The sequence below is a fragment of the Xylanibacter ruminicola genome (assembly GCF_900107775.1).
Taxonomy (GTDB): domain Bacteria; phylum Bacteroidota; class Bacteroidia; order Bacteroidales; family Bacteroidaceae; genus Prevotella; species Prevotella ruminicola_C.
This window is the reverse complement of record NZ_FNRF01000005.1, coordinates 31,075-49,159: the sequence shown is the minus strand read 5'-3', so window position 1 is coordinate 49,159 and position 18,085 is coordinate 31,075. Positions and strand designations below refer to the sequence as shown.

The window sequence follows — 18,085 nt, the reverse complement described above, 5'->3', positions numbered from 1 at the left end:
ATATAGGCACGGATTACACGGATTAACACGGATTATTTTTATTCTCCGCGAGGAAAATCTGTGTAATCCGCGTAATCCGTGCCAAAAATAATTGTTATGAAGCGGATTGTAGGATTACTGATGGTGGTTTTGTTCGCGTGCGCGGGGGCGCATGCGCAGACGAAGAACTACCTGAAGACACCCGACAATATCCGCGAAACGGTGGAGTATAACGATTCGCTGAACGTTTATTACATCGGACAGAAGATGGGCGATTCGTACCTGAATGTGCCCACGCTGATGACACCCGAGGAGTATCGTCTGTATGTTGAGAAACGTGCCTTGCACGATTTCTTTCACAAGAAAAACGAAGAGAATACCCAGAACGCAGGTAAGGATAAGTTCGACCTGATGGATATGCACTTCGACTTGGGACCAGCCGAGAAGATTTTCGGTCCTGGTGGTGTGCGTATCAAAACCCAGGGAACGGCCGAATTGAAGATTGGTGGTAACATCAAGAAGATTGATAACCCCTCATTGCCCATCCGTAACCGTAAAACTACCTCGTTTGATTTCGACGAGAAGGTGAACCTGAACCTGAACGGTAAGGTGGGCGACAAGGTGAACATGAACCTGAACTACAATACCGATGCCACGTTTGATTTCGATGCCCAGAATCTGAAGTTGAAGTACGAGGGTAAAGAGGATGAGATTATCAAACTGGTCGAGGCAGGTAACATCACCTTCCCCAGTAACAACTCGTTGGTAAAAGGTGCCAGCAGTTTGTTTGGTGTGCGTACCGATATGCAGTTCGGACGACTGAAACTCCAGACCGTGCTCTCGCAGAAGAAATCATCATCCAAGAGCGTCTCATCGAAAGGTGGCACACAGACCACTGCTTTCGAACTCGATGTGGCCGATTACGAGGAGAACCGCCACTTCTTCCTGTCGCACTATTTCCGTAACCGCTACGATCAGGCCATGAGCTCCCTGCCAAACCTCACTACCGGTATCGAGATAACCCGTGTGGAGATTTGGGTGACCAATAAGACCGGCACCACCTCGAATACCCGTAACATTGTGGCGGTAACCGACTTGGGCGAGGGCTCGCAGCGTGTACCCGATAATGATGCTAACACCCTGTATAGCACCCTGACCACCCAGTATGCCGATGCACGTGATATCGACCAGACCAATAGTGTGCTGGCTGGTATGCCCGATTTTGAGAGTGGGCGCGACTACGAGAAACTGGCCAGTGCCCGTTTGCTCACCTCATCCGAATACACCGTCAACAAGGCCTTGGGTTATATCTCACTGAAGAGCGGACTCCAGACCGATCAGGTGCTGGCCGTGGCTTACGAGTTTACTTTGGGTGGTGTGACCTATAAGGTGGGCGAGTTTGCCGCAGATATTACCGAGACCTCCAAGGCACTCTTTGTGAAGTCGCTGAAGAATACCTCGAATAATCCTTCGCAATCCAACTGGAAACTGATGATGAAAAACGTGTATTATCTGGCTTCGAAGGTCGAGAAAACCAAGTTCCGTCTGGATATCAAGTTCCAGAGCGATACCGCAGGTGTGTATCTCACCTATATCCCCGATCAGCGTGTGAAAAACACTACGCTCCTGAAGATGCTGGGTTGCGATCGCCTGGATAATAACAATAAACTGCATTCTAATGGCTACTTCGATTTTGTTGAGGGCTACACCGTGAGCGATGGTCGTGTGTTCCTGCCATCTGCCGAACCCTTTGGTGACTACCTGCGCCAGCAGTTGAAGAAGAACGGTTTGCCCGCATCCGAGGCCGAGAAATACGTGTTCAGTGAGTTGTACGACTCAACCAAGACGGTGGCCAAACTGATAGCCGAGAAAGACAAATACCTGTTGGTGGGCCAGTACAAAGGCACATCGGCCAATGTCATCTCGTTGGGTTCTATGAATGTACCCCAAGGCTCGGTGGTGGTAACGGCTGGTGGCGTGGTGCTTACCGAGGGCTCCGATTATTCGGTTGATTACTCGGCAGGCGAGGTAACCATCCTGAACCAGAGTATCATCGATGCGGGCACCAACGTGAACGTGTCGCTCGAGTCGGATACCGAATACGGCATGCAGCGCAAAACCATGTTTGGCGTAAACTGGGAGTACGAACTCTCCAAGAGTCTCACTATCGGTGGTACGCTGATGCACCTGAGCGAGCAGGCCCTTACCTCGAAGGTGACCATGGGCGAGGAACCTCTGAGCAACACCATCTGGGGTTTGAGCATCAACTGGAAACAGGAGAGTCAGTGGCTCACCACCATGCTCAACAAGATACCTTTCCTGCATGTAAAAGAACCCTCGCACATTTCGTTTACAGGCGAGTTTGCCCAGTTGATTGCCGGTACAGCCCGTGGTACGCAGGATAACGCCTCGTATGTAGATGATTTCGAGAATACCAAGAGCTATCTGGATATGAGCAACCCCAAGGAGTGGACACTCTCGAGTGTGCCCTCGATGTTCCCCGAGAGTAGCGATAAAACGGGTGTTACCAGTGGTTATAACCGTGCTCTGCTGGCTTGGTATAATGTCGATCCTATCTTTACCCGTCGCAGTTCTACGCTTACTCCTGCCCATATCAAGAGCGACCTTAATCAGCTCTCCAACCACTATGTGCGCGAGGTGTACGTCAAGGAACTGTATCCCAACCGCGACCAGAGCACCTATAACGGCGCCACCTCAACCCTGCCAATTCTTAACCTGGCTTACTACCCCCAGGAGCGTGGTCCTTACAACCTCTCGTTGGGTCTTAACGCCGATGGTACCCTGCAACAGCCCGAAACCAAATGGGGTGGTATGATGCGTAAGATTGATACCAACGACTTTGAGCAGGCCAACATCGAGTATATCGAGTTCTGGTTGCTCGATCCGTTCATCTATACCCGTGAGCAGGGTAGGGCTTCGGATTATGCTGGCGACCTGTATTTTAACCTGGGTGAGATATCCGAGGATATCCTGCGCGATGGCAAGAAATTCTACGAGAGTGGCATGCCCGTGGATGGCAGTAACAATTTTACCACCACTCAGTGGGGAAAGATACCCGTGCAGGCCACCCAGACCTATGCTTTTGCTACCACCACCGGCTCGCGTAAAAAGCAGGATGTGGGTTACAATGGATTAACGGATGAAGAGGAGCAACAGTATGGTGCCTACCACGATTGGTTGAATGCTGTGAGTGGTGTGGTAACCAACGACAGCACCCTACAAGCCTGGCGACAGGACCCTGCAGGCGACGATTATCACTACTATCGTGGCACCGATTTCGACAACGAGCGCAAGAGCATCCTCGAACGCTACAAGCGGATCAACAACCCACAGGACAACTCACCCGAGACCGAGGACCAGACCGAGAGTTACGATACCAGCTATAAGAGCGGTCCCGATGTTGAGGATATCAACCAGGACTACACCCTGAACGAGTACGAGCGCTACTACCAGTACAAGGTGCGCATCAGTCCCGAGATACTGGATGCCTATCGCAATGGCGTCCCCCCTGCCGATTGCTTTATCACCGATATGCGTACCAGCAGTGTGAAGTTGCGTAACGGCGATACCACCAGTGTTAACTGGTACCAGTTCCGCATTCCGCTTACCGAGTACGAACGCAAGGTGGGTAGCATCAGCGATTTTACCAGTGTGCGCTTTATGCGTATGTTTATGACGGGCTTCCAGAAGCCTATCGTATTGCGTTTCGGTTCGCTCGACCTGGTACGTGGCGAGTGGCGTGTGTATAAGCAGAGCTTAGGTACAGGTGCTGAGAGTGGAACCATCGAGGTGAGTGCCGTGAACATCGAGGAGAACAACGATAAAACACCCGTTAACTACGTGTTGCCCCCAGGCATCAGTCGTGTTACCGACCCCTCACAGCCCCAGTTGGTTGAGAACAACGAGCAGTCGCTCGATATGGTGGTGAAGGATTTGCAGCATGGCGAGTCGAAGGCCGTTTATCGTAACATGAACCTCGACCTGCGCCAGTACAAGCACATGCAGATGTTTGTGCATGCCAACCACCTGGTGCCCGATGCCACCCAGTTGCAGAACGGCCAGTTGGCTGTGTTTGTGCGTATGGGTAGCGACTATAAGAATAACTACTACGAGTACGAGATACCCCTTCAGCTCACCCCCGACCGTAGCGATTATAGTAAGTATGCCACGGCCGATCGCCGTATGGTGTGGCCCGAAGAGAACATGCTGGATATCAATCTTGATGTGTTTACCAAACTGAAGAAAGCCCGTAACCAGGCCAAGGCACAGGGTATCGGTAGCTTTAATCAGGTTTATAGCGAGCCCGACCCTCGCAAACCCAACAACACGGTACGTGTGCAGGGTAACCCTACTCTGGGCGAGGTGAAGGTGATGATGATTGGTGTGCGTAACATCTCCGACCAGGTGAAGTCAGGTGAGGTGTGGGTGAACGAGCTCCGATTGATGGATGCCAACAACAATGGCGGTTGGGCGGCATCGGGCACCATGAACGTGCAACTGTCTGATTTCGGTACCGTGAACCTCTCGGGCCGATACATCAGCGATGGCTTTGGTGGACTGGAGGAGAGTGTGATGCAACGCTCTACCGACACCCAGAAGGAATACTCGTTTACCGCCCAGTTAGAGTTGGGTAAGTTCTTCCCCGACAAGGCCAAGGTGAGTGCGCCATTGTACTACTCGGTGAGTCACGAGGAGGTGCGCCCACGTTATAATCCGCTCGATTCGGATATGCGCCTGAGCGATGCCTTGGAGAGTGCCGCCAACCAGCACGAGCGCGACAGCATCGAGAGTATTGCTGTTACCAAAACACGTAACACCAACTTCGCGCTGTCGAACCTGCGCTGGGGATTGAAAACCAAGCGTCATCCTATGCCTTACGATCCCGCCAACTTCTCGTTCTCGTACAGTCATGCCCATCGTAACACCTCGGGTAAGACCACCGTTTACGAGCGCGAGGACCAGTGGCGTGGCGCCCTGAACTATTCTTACTCGCCCGTATATAAAACTTGGGAGCCGTTTAAGAAACTCAAGGGTAAGTCGAAGTGGCTCAACTTCCCCAAGTCGATAGGTCTGAACTACCTGCCCCAGAGCATCTCGTTCAATACCGAGATGACGCGTAACTACTACGAACTTCAGGAGCGCGACCTGGAGAGTCTGGAGAATCAGAACCTGCCACTTACATTCTCCGAGCAGTTCCTATGGAACCGTGATTTCTCCCTGCGATGGGACTTTACCAAGAACTTGCATTTTACCTTCCAGTCGGCCACCCGTGCCGAGATCGAAGAGCCCTATACGCCGATCAACAAGGACCTGTATCCCGATCAGTATGTGGCTTGGAAGGACTCGGTGAAACAGAGCATCCGCAACTGGGGTACACCGCTCGATTACCAGCAACAGGTAACCGCCTCGTACCAGTTTCCGCTCAACAAACTGCCCATCTTCGATTGGGTGAATGCCGACGCGTCGTATAGCGGTCGCTACACCTGGGTGCGTGGTACCGAGTTAGAGGATGGCACCAGTCTGGGTAACACCATCACCAGCAACCGTCAGGTAAACATGAACGTGGCGCTTAATTTCGTCACCCTCTATAACCACATCCCCGCTCTGCAAAAGGCCAACAAGAGCAACAAGGGCCCCCTGCGTGTGCTCATGATGCTGCGTAGTATGAACATCAGCTATCGCACCCAGTATTCGATGTTGTTGCCTGGCTTTATGCCCAATGTGGGCGATATGTTGGGACAGAACCGTACTGATGGATTGCTGACACCAGGATTGGATTTTGCTTTCGGACTGATGGGCGATGGCTATATCGATAAGGCCCTCGGTCGCAACTGGCTGTTGCAGAACGATAGCGTATCCACCCCTGCCAATATCAACACCAGTAAGGATCTGCAGATAAAGGCGGTACTCGAGCCTATCCGCGACCTGAAGATCGATCTCACCGCCTCGCGTACCGATACCCGCGCCAAGAGTGTACAGTATATGTACGATGGCATGCCCACCACCTTGAGTGGTACGTTTAATATCACCACCATTTCTTTGCGAGGTGCGCTGGCAGGTATGGGTAATGCCAACAACGGCTATCGTTCGGCCGCTTTCGACCATTTCCGCGAGCTCATCCCCGAGTTCCAGCAAAGGGTAGGCGAGGAGTATTCACCCCAGGTGCTTATCCCGGCTTTCCTGTCGGCCTATACCTCGGGTGCAGGCAAGTCGCTGGCCATCTTCCCGTCGCTTGCCCGCCTGTTGCCCAACTGGAGTGTGCGTTATGGCGGACTGTCGAAACTGGCCTGGGTAAAGGAACACCTGAAGAGTCTGAACCTGAACCATGCTTATAAGAGCATTTATAGCGTTGGTAGCTACGTCAATACCAGCTATTCTACCGTGAGCATCAACGAGGCCTTCTCGCCCCTGCTGGGTGTGGATGCCACCTTCCAGAACGACCTCACGGCCAAGCTGGAATACCGCACCACCCGTGTGCTCAACCTCTCGATGACCAGCATTCAGCTCAACGAGTCGCTCAGTAAGGACTGGGTGGTTGGTCTGGCTTATAAAATCCGCGATTTTAATCTGTTTGGTGCCAAGGGCAACCGCACCATCAGCAAAGCCCAGAACCCAAGAAATTCTAGAAGTTCCAGTAAGTCTGGCGATGCCAGCAACGCTGGCAACACCAGACAGGCTAGCTTCTCTAGAAAGACCGGTGTTAACCACGATTTGAACCTGCGCCTCGATATCTCGCTGCGCAAGCAGGCGGCCATCACCCGCGATATTGCCACGGGTGTGTCGTCGGCATCCAGTGGTAACTCTGCCTTCAAACTCTCGTTTATGGCCGATTACACACTTTCGCGTTTGCTCACCCTGACGGCTTATTACGATACACAAACAAATACGCCGTTGTTGTCAAGCAATAGCTATCCCACAACGACGCATGATTTTGGTTTATCTATGAAGTTCTCGTTAACCCGATAAACTATTTTCTTACGGTTTCATGAATACAAAGTACACCGCCATGACCAGACAGAGTGCTGCGGCGGCGTGGTTCCAGTGCAGTTGCTCGTGCTGGAAACAGAAGTTGGCAATCACGGCAAACACTACCAGCGATATGCACTCCTGGATCACCTTTAGCTGTACCAGATTGAACGGACCGCCATTGTCGATAAATCCGATGCGGTTGGCGGGAACCTGACAGCAGTACTCGAAAAAGGCAATCATCCATGAGAAGGCGATCACCAGATACAGTGGCCAGTTGCTCGAAATGCCCGACTGTTGCAGGCGCAGATGCCCATACCAGGCGAAGGTCATAAACACATTGCTCAATATGAGCAATACGATGGTGTATATTCCGTTTGTCATAATGTTTTTAGAATGCTTTTAATGTAAATCCAAATACAAAATAAGCGTGCTCGCTGGCTGGGTTGCCTGTAATCTGGGCAAACACGGGCAGACTGAAGTGGTCGGTAATCTTGATGTCACGATCGGCACGCAGTGTCACATTATTTATAATAAAGCCCTCGGCATTGTAGAAAGTGGTGTAGAAGGGCACGGCACCTACTGTGGCCTGCCAGTCGCAACCACCCAGCTTAAAGGGGGCTGTGGCCTCTACATAACAGCTGTAGGCGCGATGATCGCAACAGGTAAAGCCGTCGTTACCCGCAATGTTGGTGTACCACTGTAATGCCAGCGGACCGAAGTCGTAACCTACGTTAGCCTCGAACACATGATTGGTTGAGTGTGCATTGTAACGGAAATAGCGGTTCTGCGGGTCAAGACCCTCGTTAAACCAGTAATCGCCAATGCCGAAATTAAATCCACCGGTGGTGTATTTCAAGGTCACGTCAAACTCGCGTGTGTCGTTACTGTCGGTCAGTCCTACGCTGCCCCATGCTTCGAGTGTTAATCCCTTGTAACTCACGGCCAGTGTGGGCTGTAACGATACATGTCCCAAGTCCATACCACGCCAGATATACTGACTTACCACGTCGGCCTCTACTGTTGTTTCTACCTTGTCCTGCGCCTGGACGGTGGTGGTGCCAAAAAGGCAGGCAAAAGCAATAAATATGTACTTTTTCATCTCAATATTCATTTTTCGGCTGCAAAATTACAACATTTTGGCATAATTAAGCAAACTTTCGTACTTATTTAATTGCACAAATTGCTTGATTTGTGCACATTCGGCGTATTTTTGTGCATTTTATTTGGCTGTATGCTCAAAAAAGTGTATTTTTGCAGCCGATTTTGAAATTTCATTCACATTATTAATAAATATGGCTTTAAAGATTGTTGTGCTGGCCAAGCAAGTGCCAGACACCCGTAACGTGGGTAAGGATGCAATGACTGCCGAAGGCACCGTAAACCGTGCAGCCCTTCCCGCCATCTTCAATCCAGAAGATTTGAATGCCCTGGAGCAGGCCCTTCGCTTGAAGGAGCAGAACCCAGGCTCAACAGTTGGAATCCTCACGATGGGTCCTCCACGTGCAGGTGAGATTATCCGTCAGGGATTATATCGTGGCGCTGATACTGGTTGGTTGCTTACCGACCGTCTCTTCGCTGGTGCTGATACCCTCGCTACTTCTTATGCACTGGCTACTGCCATCAAGAAGATTGGCGATGTCGACATCGTAATCGGTGGTCGTCAGGCTATCGATGGTGATACCGCTCAGGTAGGTCCTCAGGTGGCTCAGAAATTGGGTCTCAACCAGGTAACTTACGCTGAGGAGGTTCTCTCAGTAAAGGATGGTAAGGCTACCATCAAGCGTGTGATCGATGGTGGTGTTGAGACCGTAGAGGCTCCTCTGCCTGTTGTTATCACTGTTAACGGAAGCGCTGCTCCTTGTCGTCCCCAGAATGCTAAGCTGGTGATGAAGTACAAGCGCGCTACCTGTCCTATGGAGCGTCCTGCCGAGGGTACTGCCTACGACTATCTGTACGAGCAGCGTCCTGAGCTCACACTCAACCAGTGGAGCGTGGCTGATGTGGATGGCGATGTAAACCAGTGCGGTCTGAGTGGCTCACCTACCAAGGTAAAGGCCATCAAGAACATCGTGTTCCAGGCTAAGGAGTCGAAGACTTTGACGGCTTCTGATGCTGATATCGAGGGAATGATCAAAGAATTGTTGGACGAAAAAATCATTGGATAACGAGATATGGCTAATAACGTATTTGTATATTGCGAAATTGAAGGTACTCAGGTACAGGAAGTATCTCAGGAGCTGTTGACCAAGGGTCGCAAGCTCGCCAATGAACTCAAGGTTGAGCTCCATGCCATTGTTGCCGGTACTGGCATCAAGGGTAAGGTTGAGGATCAGATTCTGCCTTACGGTGTTGACAAGCTGTTTGTTTTCGACGCTAAGGACTTGTTCCCTTACACCTCAGCTCCCCACACTGATATTCTGGTAAACCTCTTCAAGGAGGAGCAGCCACAGATCTGTTTGATGGGTGCTACCGTTATCGGTCGCGACCTCGGTCCACGTGTATCGTCATCTCTGACCTCTGGTCTGACTGCCGACTGCACAGAGCTGGAGATTGGTCCTTTCGAGGATAAGAAGAACAACAAGACATACGAGAATCTGCTCTATCAGATTCGTCCTGCTTTCGGTGGTAACATCGTAGCTACCATCGTAAACCCCGACCACCGTCCACAGATGGCTACTGTACGCTCTGGCGTGATGCAGAAGGCTCTGTACGAGGGTGAGTGCAAGAAGGAGGTTGTTTACCCGGAGGTAAGCAAGTATGTTAGCCCCGAGGCTTTCGTCGTTAAGGTTCTGGATCACCACGTAGAGGCTGCTAAGCACAACCTGAAGGGTGCTCCTATCGTTGTTGCTGGTGGTTATGGTGTTGGCTCTAAGGAGAACTTCGACATGCTGTTCGAGTTGGCTAAGGTGCTCCATGGTGAGGTTGGTGGTAGCCGTGCTGCTGTCGATGCTGGCTGGCTGGATCACGACCGTCAGATTGGTCAGACTGGTGTTACTGTTCACCCCAAGGTATATATTGCCTGCGGTATCTCTGGACAGATTCAGCACATCGCTGGTATGCAGGATTCTGGTATCATCATCTCTGTTAACAGCGATCCCGATGCTCCTATCAACCGCATCGCCGACTACGTCATCGTAGGTACGGTTGAGGAGGTTGTTCCCAAACTCATCAAGTATTATAAGCAGAACAGTAAGTAAATGAATAATATCTTTTTGCATATTGCTACTATCGTATTGATTCTTGTCATTATGTTCTCCATTGTGGCACTTCTGAGAGGAATCGTTAATCCTGCTATCGCTTATGCCCTTGGTGCTGGCATTGGCTATGTAATAGGCGTTAGTCTTACAAACGCAATAAGATATAGAATAAAGAAATAATTATGGCAAACTATTATAGCGATCATCCTGAGATCGGGTTCTACTTGAACCACCCCCTGATGGCTCGTATCGTTGAGCTGAAAGAAAAGGGTTTCGCTGATGCGAAAGAATATGACTACGCTCCCGTTGACCTGGGCGATGCCATCGAGAACTACAAGCAGATTCTCGACATCACCGGCGACGTGGCTGCTAACATCATCGAGCCAAACTCTGAGAGCGTCGACCTCGAAGGTCCACACCTCGAGAACGGTCGTATGATCTACGCCTCTAAGACTTACGAGAACCTCGACGCCACCCGTAAAGCTGGTCTGTGGGGTGTTTCTATGCCTCGTCGTTACGGCGGTCTGAACCTGCCTAACACCGTGTTCTCTATGCTCTCTGAGATGATTTCTTCTGCCGATGCCGGTTTCCAGAACATCTGGAGCTTGCAGAGCTGTATCGATACTCTTTACGAGTTCGGTTCTGAGGAGCAGCGCCAGAAGTATATCCCCCGCGTTTGCGCTGGTGAGGGTATGTCTATGGACCTGACTGAGCCTGATGCTGGTTCTGACCTGCAGCGCGTGATGCTGAAGGCCACCTTCGACGAGAAGGAGAACTGCTGGCGCCTGAACGGTGTGAAGCGTTTCATCACCAATGGTGATAGCGACATCCACCTCGTGCTGGCTCGTTCTGAGGAGGGCACTAAGGACGGACGTGGTCTGTCAATGTTCATCTACGACAAGCGCCAGGGCGGTGTTGATGTTCGTCACATCGAGCACAAGCTGGGTATCCACGGCTCACCTACCTGTGAGCTCACCTATAAGAACGCTAAGGCCGAGCTCTGCGGTAGCACACGTCTGGGTCTGATCAAGTATGTGATGGCTCTGATGAACGGTGCCCGTCTGGGTATCGCCGCACAGTCTGTAGGTGTTGAACAGGAGGCTTACAACGAGGGTCTGGCTTACGCTAAGGAGCGTCAGCAGTTTGGTGAGGCTATCATCAACTTCCCCGCTGTCTATGATATGCTCTCTCGCATGAAGGCTAAGCTCGATGCTGGTCGTTCACTGCTGTATGAGACAGCCGCTTACGTTGATATCTACAAGTGCTTGGAGGATATCGAGCGCGACCGCAAGCTCACTCCCGAGGAGAAGCAGGAGCTCAAGAAGTACCAGCGCCTGGCCGATGCTTTCACACCACTGGCTAAGGGTATGAACTCTGAGTATGCTAACCAGAACGCTTACGACGCTATCAGCATCCACGGTGGTTCAGGTTTCATCATGGAGTACAAGAGCCAGCGCCTGTTCCGCGACGCCCGTATCTTCTCTATCTACGAGGGTACCACTCAGTTGCAGGTTGTAGCTGCTATCCGCTACATCACCAACGGCACTATGCTCAACAACATCAAGGACATGCTGGCTGCACTGCCTGCTGAGGCTAACGCTGCTCTCAAGGCCCGTGTTGAGAAGCTCATCCCCGTTTACGAGGAGGCTCTCGCTGCTGTTAAGGCTCTCGACAATCAGGATGCTCACGACTTCCTGGCTCGCCGTCTCTACGACATGACAGCCGAGCTCGTGATGTGTCTGCTCATCCTCCGCGATGCTGCTAAGGCACCTGAGCTGTTCGCAAAGAGCGCTAACGTATATGTTCGCATGGCCGAAGAGGATATCCTTGGTAAGGCTGCTTACATCAAGGCCTTTCAGGTTGAGGACCTCGAGAACTTCCGTGCTAACGACGAGGAGACTGCTGAGTAAGCAATCCCGAAACGCTATTATAAATAGAGCATCCTGCATAAGGGTGCTCTTTTTTTATTTGTTAATCTTCATTAACTATCGCAGGCGGCATTTTACTTTTTGCCCTCTCGGGTGTCAAACAAGTAACATAATAAACCTAACAATTGTTATAAATTTATGAAGAAAACTCTTTTATTAATGGCAGCTTTTGTGGCTGTATCGGCAAGCGCCCAAGTAACTGAAGACTTTAAGCCTGCAAGTACTAATCAGGAGGGAAAACAGTATCCCATGGTAAATTCACAGCGCATGGTTCGCGCTCAGATTTCAGCCCCCGAGGCTAACAGCGTAAAGCTCGACATCGGTGGTGTGAAGTACGAGATGAAGAAGGATGCTAATGGTGTGTGGACTGGTGAGTCGGCTCCACAGGACGAGGGTTTCCACTACTATCAGCTTAACATCGATGGTGCCTCGGTACCCGATCCTGGTAGCAAATACTATTACGGTGCCAGCCGTTGGGGTAGCGGTATCGATATCCCTGCCGCCGACGAAGACTTCTATACCGTCAAGAACGTGCCTCAGGGCTCTGTTAACGAGGTTTACTACTATTCATCAGTAACCGAGCAGATGCGCCACGGCTATATCTATCTGCCCGCCGAGTATTATGCAAACCCCACTAAGAAGTTCCCTGTGCTCTACCTGCAGCATGGTATGGGCGAGAACGAGACCGGTTGGGGCGCTCAGGGTAAGACAGGTATCATCATGGATAACCTCATTGCCGCTGGCAAGGCTAAACCTTTCATCATCTTTATGGACAACGGTTTGAATGCCCGCAAGCCAGGCGAGCAGCCTCAGGGCTTTGGTGGTCCACGTCCAGGCGGTCAGCGTCCACAGGGTGGAGCACGTCCAGCAGGTGGTCAGCGCCCCCGCATGAGCGGTGCCGACTTTGCTAAGATGGCCCGCCGCATGGGTGGTGCATTCGAAGAGGTGCTCATTAAGGATATTATCCCCATGGTTGAGAAGAACTATCGTGTGATTGCCGATGCCGATCATCGCGCCATGGCAGGTTTGTCGATGGGTGGCATGCAGACCCACGGCATCACCCTCAACAATCCTAAGACCTTTGCTTACGTAGGTATCTTCAGTGGTGGTACCATCGGTGCCGACGAGCTCACCGACGTACCCGATTTCAAGGCTACCAACAAGGTGCTGTTTATGAGTGCCGGTGGCAAGGAGAAGGGCATGGCCGAAGGCGAGGGTAGCGTCATCAACGCCGCCGAGGGTCTGAAGAAGATAGGCATTAACGCCCACTCATACATCTCACCCGAGACCGCCCATGAGTGGCAAACCTGGCGCCGCAGCCTCTACCAGTTCGCCCAGTTGCTGTTTAAGTAATTTTCAATATATTTGAAATGTGCTGTTGGCAACCTCTCAAAATCCTTGAATTAATTCATAACCCGCATTGAATAAACTCAATGCCCCTTCTGAATTAATTCAACATATAAAACGAGTTAATATAAAAAAGTCGCAACGGATTTCATTCTGTTGCGATTTTTTGTTGTATTGATTTTGCTTCGTAAGTAACTTGTTTTTTGGTAAAAATCAAGTTGATTATTAAGCAAAAACAAGTTACTTTTTGGACGCAATTAAGTTGTTTCTCGCGTGGGGCCGTTTGTTAGGGGGGAGGGTACCACCGGAGATTGGCGTGTACCCCTCTTAGGCCCCTTGTCCGGGGCCATCCCCGGGGGTACTATCTCCGGTGGTACCCTCCCCCCTAACAAACGGCGCTGCTTCGACAACGCAGTTGCAAAATTACGAAACTCAAAAACCAAATTGACTGGTTATGACGGATTAGCTATATGGTATTTATGATATCTTAATATAATTAACCATTATTTACAAAATAAGTTCCTCAAAAAAAGATGTAAAGACTATTTTGTATTTCAGAAAAAGTTGTATCTTTGCAGCGATGTTTGAAGACGAGATCAAAGAATACGAGAGCATCCGAAAGGAGTATCAACAGAAGATTGCCGATAGGATGGGCAAGAAACAGTGGATGGAATATAACGAGATTCTGTTCTCTGCGCATTCTTGTGCTATTGAGGGAAACTCGTTTACGGTTGACGATACCCGCATTCTGCGCGAACAGGGTATGGCCATGATTCCTGTTGGTCGTTCGTTGTTGGAGTGTACCGAAATGGCCGACCATTTCCGTGCATTCGACTATATGGTTGAGAACTTGGAGCATCCCTTTGATGAGGAACTGCTGAAGGAGGTTAACCGTTTGGTGACCGAGCACACCATTGCTTATCGTGCTCAGGGTGCCATTGCTGGCGAATATACTACCGAGGATATGGCGGCAGGCGACACGGTATTTGGCGACCACGAAACGCTGATAGCAAGAGTACCCAGTTTGATGGCATCTACTCAAAAGGCTATCGATGATAATCTGCATCCGATGATAGTTGCAGCGAAGTTCCATGGCTACTACGAATATCTGCATCCTTTCCGTGATGGCAATGGACGTACAGGACGTTTGTTATCGAACTTTATTCTGCTTCGTGCCGGTCATCCCCTGTTGATTGTGAAGCTTGAGGATCGTTCAGCGTATATCTCTGCATTAAAGAAAATCCGTACAGAGGGTACTGACGAGTTTTTGGTATCGTTCTTTTTCCAGACCGCTATCAAGCGTATGAAAGACGAACTTGCCCAAAAACGCAAGAATAGCATCCCAACCATGTTTTTCTAAAAAGAATAAGCTTATGGAACAGAAAAGAGTGACGCCGGAGCGGATAACGGAGCTTGGTGAGAACGAGGTGTTTGTGTTTGGTAGTAACCTGGCTGGGGCGCATGGTGGCGGGGCTGCCTTGTTGGCCTACCGTAAGTTTGGTGCTATCTGGGGGCGGGGCGTTGGTCTGCAAGGACAGAGCTACGGCATTCCCACAATGCATGGGGGCGTAGATGCCATCAAACCCTATGTGGATGAATTCATAGAGTTTGCTAAAACCCGACCTGACCTGACGTTCCTGGTAACTCGTGTGGGTTGCGGTATCGCAGGCTTTACCAACGAGGAAATATCGCCCCTGTTTGCCAAGGCTCACGAAGTGGAGAACATCGTGCTGCCATCAGGGTGGTAGGACGTTAATATAGATAAGGAGGAAAAACTATGGACAGCGTGAAAGGACATATTGTTGACGTAGTGCGACGTGAGATTTTTGATGGCGAAGTGGTTATCAAAAATGGAAAAATAGCTGAAGTGAAACGCTGCACACTGCCTGAACAGGAGAAGCCTTGGGGATATGTGATGCCGGGTTTTATAGATAGTCACGTGCACATAGAGAGCAGCATGATGGTGCCCCATAAGTTTGCGCGCATAGCGGTGAGTCATGGTACGATAGGTGTTGTAGCCGACCCGCATGAGATTGCCTTCCGTACGCTGTGCATACAGGAGATGGTGAAGAAGATAGGATGCCAGATGAAGTCGCCATTTATCACGATGGCATTTATGTGTCTGCCTGTTATCCCCGACATCAAGATGACCGACAAGCACCTGATGGATACAAAGAATTTTAAAGCAATATATTGATGATGACAGATAAGGAATTAGACGAGAGAGTTAATCGTGCAGTAGATAATTTTATGCAAGGGTATGGCTGTTGCCAGAGTGTGGTGGCGGCATTTGCTGACTTGTATGGACTTGATGATACATTGGCCAAGAAGATAGCTGCCGGTTTTGGTGGCGGTGTGGGTCGCTTGAGGATGATGTGCGGCGCTGTGTCGGGCATCGTGATGCTGGTGGGGCTGGACTGCGGACAGACAGAAGGTAGCGACCGCGAGGGCAAATCGGCCTGCTATAAGGTGGTGCAGGATTTGCTGGCCAAATCGAAGGAGGAGAATGGCAGTATCATCTGCGCAGAGATTCTCGGCCTGAAAGGCTACGAGAAAGCACACAACAATTATGTGGCTTCGGAGCGTACTGCGGAATATTACAAGTCGCGTCCCTGTGCTGCGAAAGTGGAGAGTGCAGCGAGGATTTTTGCTGAGTACTTAAAAAATAAAACCGCGTGATTTACGCGGTTTTACTTCTTTATTTCTTATGAGCCTTTTTGTAGGCTTTGATCTCGGCCGGTGTAGCTGTGCCTGTAACAACACGAAACTCCTGGCGGGCTAAACGCATCTGGGTGAGGAAACGCTCGCTGGTATGCAGGCGGGCATAGGCGGCTGAGGCGGCCAAGCGGGCGGCATCAACATCGCTCTGCCAGTGAGCACCTACAATCACACGACTCTCGCCATACATATAACCACGAGCCAGGATGGTATCGGCACGATCGGGGTTAATCTCTGATAGCAGCAGGGCCGAACTCCAGCCTAACAGGGTGTGGCCCGAAGGATAACTGCCATTGGTGCGCAGATGGGGCTCGTCGGCAGGATAGAGTGTTGGCTCGTTGAATCGCATAAACGGACGTTTGCGCATGTAGTAGCGTTTGGGCAGTTGACAGATAATATCGCAGGTGGCGGTACCATCGCGTAACACCTTATAAATCTCAGGGGTTTCTTCCATCGAGATATTCAGACCGAAAGGCTCGCTGAACTCACGGATAATACAGTCCAGTCCGTACACGGCATCACGGACGGCAATGTCGGCACGCTCCTTATTGTTGCGCATCTCCTTGCCCCAGAAGTACTGCATGATGTCGTAGGCAAAATGCGGGCCAACTGTGTCGGGTGGTGCAGGGCACCATTTCAGCATGTCGGGCATCTCCTTGCTGGTGAAATACGGTTCGGCTTTACTCTGTGCGTGTGCACTTACTGCGGCTACCATTAGTACCGCCATCATCATGATTTTTTTCATAACTTTGGGATTTAGATTGTTAATAAATTAGAACTTTACTTGAAAACGGGTCTCGAGGATGCTGACGTTGTTGTCATCGAAACCGCTGCGATTGGTAACCTTGGTGAGTGAGGCGCGAATACGCCAGATCATGTACTTGTTGGGGTAGTAATTGTAGGTAAGCGCCCAATCGTTAAGATAGCCACCGCGGATGCCTGCGCTGGCATCGGATAGCGAGGTGTAGTTGTACTGCAGACAGAGCTCCATATTACCTGGATCGGGGATGGCCAGTCCGCCATCGTTCATGGTGTAACTGTAGTTGCGACCCTTAATCAGTCCACGCAGGGTCACATAGGCACCTGTGCCTGTAAAGCTGTGCAAACCGTTTGAGCGGTTGATGCGGTTCCAGAAGTACTGGGCGGCTACGGCAAAGCGACCACTTGAGTAGAGCACCTCGGGGGTGAACTTATACATTACCTTGGCATCGGTAATCACGGCCTCCTGGGCTGTGACTTTAGCCACACGCATGGGCCAGCGACTGGCGAGTGTGAACTGCTTGTGATTCAATGCAGGGTCGCTACTATAACGGGCGCCTTCGATACCACCACTGATACCTATATGGAACATGTTGCCACGCTCGGTGTGAGGATGGTAAACCAAACGGGTGAGTGCGCCTACGGCCTCGTCGCCCGTCTTATCGGTAGTCTGCTTCATCGCATCGGTCTCTACTACCAAACTGAGTGTGGCCAGGGTCTTGGCATCGGTATGCTCGAACATCACACCTGGCATACGATCGTTGTTGAATACGGCATTGCTTTGAGGCTCCTCCATGGTTTCCTTGAACGACGAGCTGGTACAACTCTGATAGCCGTATTGGTGGATGAAGTAACCACCACGTACAAAGTTCTGCTTGTCGAAGTCGTATTGTATCCATACGTCTTTCATGTTTACCTTGCCATAGGCGTAGCCCATGTCGATTTTTCCTTTCCACTGACCGTAGGTGAAGCCTACACCTACGCGCATGTCGGGGATTCCAACACCGCTACGCAGGTCGTCTCCCTGATGGTCAGCATGTACGTACGTCGCATCCATCAGGATGCGTCCAGAGGGTTTTACAATGAGTTTGGGCTCCTCCTGTGCCCAGACGGCTGTGGATAGTGATAGTCCAACAGCCATCAGCCATGTCAGTTTTTTCATAATAG

The 18,085-nt window shown here is 50.7% G+C and carries 13 protein-coding genes; 9 read left to right on the top strand and 4 right to left on the bottom strand.

Annotation, left to right across the window (positions count from 1 at the left end; all coding sequences use genetic code 11):
* Positions 1–120 precede the first annotated feature (120 nt).
* Positions 121–6,966 carry a cell surface protein SprA gene (gene sprA / locus BLU97_RS12445; RefSeq protein WP_074761875.1) on the top strand — a complete coding sequence of 2,282 codons (6,846 nt, stop codon included), beginning with the start codon at positions 121–123 and terminating at the stop codon, positions 6,964–6,966.
* A gap of 9 nt (positions 6,967–6,975) precedes the next feature.
* On the opposite strand, the gene BLU97_RS12440 is transcribed toward sprA, so the two are convergent.
* Together BLU97_RS12440 and BLU97_RS12435 are read right to left on the bottom strand one after the other, a co-directional pair.
* Entirely contained in the window at positions 6,976–7,350 is a 375-nt protein-coding gene (locus BLU97_RS12440) for a DMT family protein (protein ID WP_033149528.1), read from the bottom strand.
* Between the two features lie 7 nt (positions 7,351–7,357).
* On the bottom strand, positions 7,358–8,080 hold the full coding sequence (locus BLU97_RS12435) for a hypothetical protein (protein ID WP_081353020.1): 723 nt from the start codon (positions 8,078–8,080) through the stop codon (positions 7,358–7,360).
* Between the two features lie 181 nt (positions 8,081–8,261).
* Between BLU97_RS12435 and BLU97_RS12430 the strand changes: the two genes are divergently transcribed.
* The 8 genes from BLU97_RS12430 (at position 8,262) to BLU97_RS12395 (ending at position 16,120) form a co-directional block, all read left to right on the top strand.
* On the top strand, positions 8,262–9,134 hold the full coding sequence (locus BLU97_RS12430; RefSeq protein ID WP_013064028.1) for an electron transfer flavoprotein subunit beta/FixA family protein: 873 nt from the start codon (positions 8,262–8,264) through the stop codon (positions 9,132–9,134).
* A gap of 6 nt (positions 9,135–9,140) precedes the next feature.
* Positions 9,141–10,166: an electron transfer flavoprotein subunit alpha/FixB family protein gene (locus tag BLU97_RS12425; protein ID WP_074761874.1), complete on the top strand. Its 1,026-nt coding sequence runs from the start codon at positions 9,141–9,143 to the stop codon at positions 10,164–10,166.
* Between the two features lie 182 nt (positions 10,167–10,348).
* Positions 10,349–12,076, top strand: a complete 1,728-nt coding sequence (locus BLU97_RS12420) for an acyl-CoA dehydrogenase family protein (RefSeq protein ID WP_074761873.1) — start codon at positions 10,349–10,351, stop codon at positions 12,074–12,076.
* Positions 12,077–12,232: 156 nt separating this feature from the next.
* Entirely contained in the window at positions 12,233–13,447 is a 1,215-nt protein-coding gene (locus tag BLU97_RS12415; protein ID WP_074761872.1) for an alpha/beta hydrolase, read from the top strand.
* A gap of 574 nt (positions 13,448–14,021) precedes the next feature.
* Positions 14,022–14,801 carry a Fic family protein gene (locus BLU97_RS12410; RefSeq protein ID WP_074761871.1) on the top strand — a complete coding sequence of 260 codons (780 nt, stop codon included), beginning with the start codon at positions 14,022–14,024 and terminating at the stop codon, positions 14,799–14,801.
* Positions 14,802–14,814: 13 nt separating this feature from the next.
* Positions 14,815–15,189: a hypothetical protein gene (locus BLU97_RS12405; RefSeq protein ID WP_074761870.1), complete on the top strand. Its 375-nt coding sequence runs from the start codon at positions 14,815–14,817 to the stop codon at positions 15,187–15,189.
* A 29-nt stretch (positions 15,190–15,218) separates the two neighbouring features.
* The gene (locus tag BLU97_RS12400) at positions 15,219–15,638 is read left to right on the top strand and encodes an adenine deaminase C-terminal domain-containing protein (RefSeq protein WP_074761869.1); all 420 of its coding nucleotides are present in this window, start codon (positions 15,219–15,221) and stop codon (positions 15,636–15,638) included.
* Between the two features lie 2 nt (positions 15,639–15,640).
* Complete coding sequence (locus BLU97_RS12395; protein WP_074762067.1) at positions 15,641–16,120, top strand: C-GCAxxG-C-C family protein; 480 nt, start codon at positions 15,641–15,643, stop codon at positions 16,118–16,120.
* A gap of 19 nt (positions 16,121–16,139) precedes the next feature.
* Here BLU97_RS12395 and BLU97_RS12390 read toward each other — a convergent pair whose 3' ends face one another.
* Both BLU97_RS12390 and BLU97_RS12385 read right to left on the bottom strand, forming a co-directional pair.
* Complete coding sequence (locus BLU97_RS12390; RefSeq protein WP_074761868.1) at positions 16,140–16,904, bottom strand: acid phosphatase; 765 nt, start codon at positions 16,902–16,904, stop codon at positions 16,140–16,142.
* Between the two features lie 27 nt (positions 16,905–16,931).
* Positions 16,932–18,080, bottom strand: a complete 1,149-nt coding sequence (locus BLU97_RS12385) for a porin (protein WP_074761867.1) — start codon at positions 18,078–18,080, stop codon at positions 16,932–16,934.
* Positions 18,081–18,085: the final 5 nt, after the last annotated feature.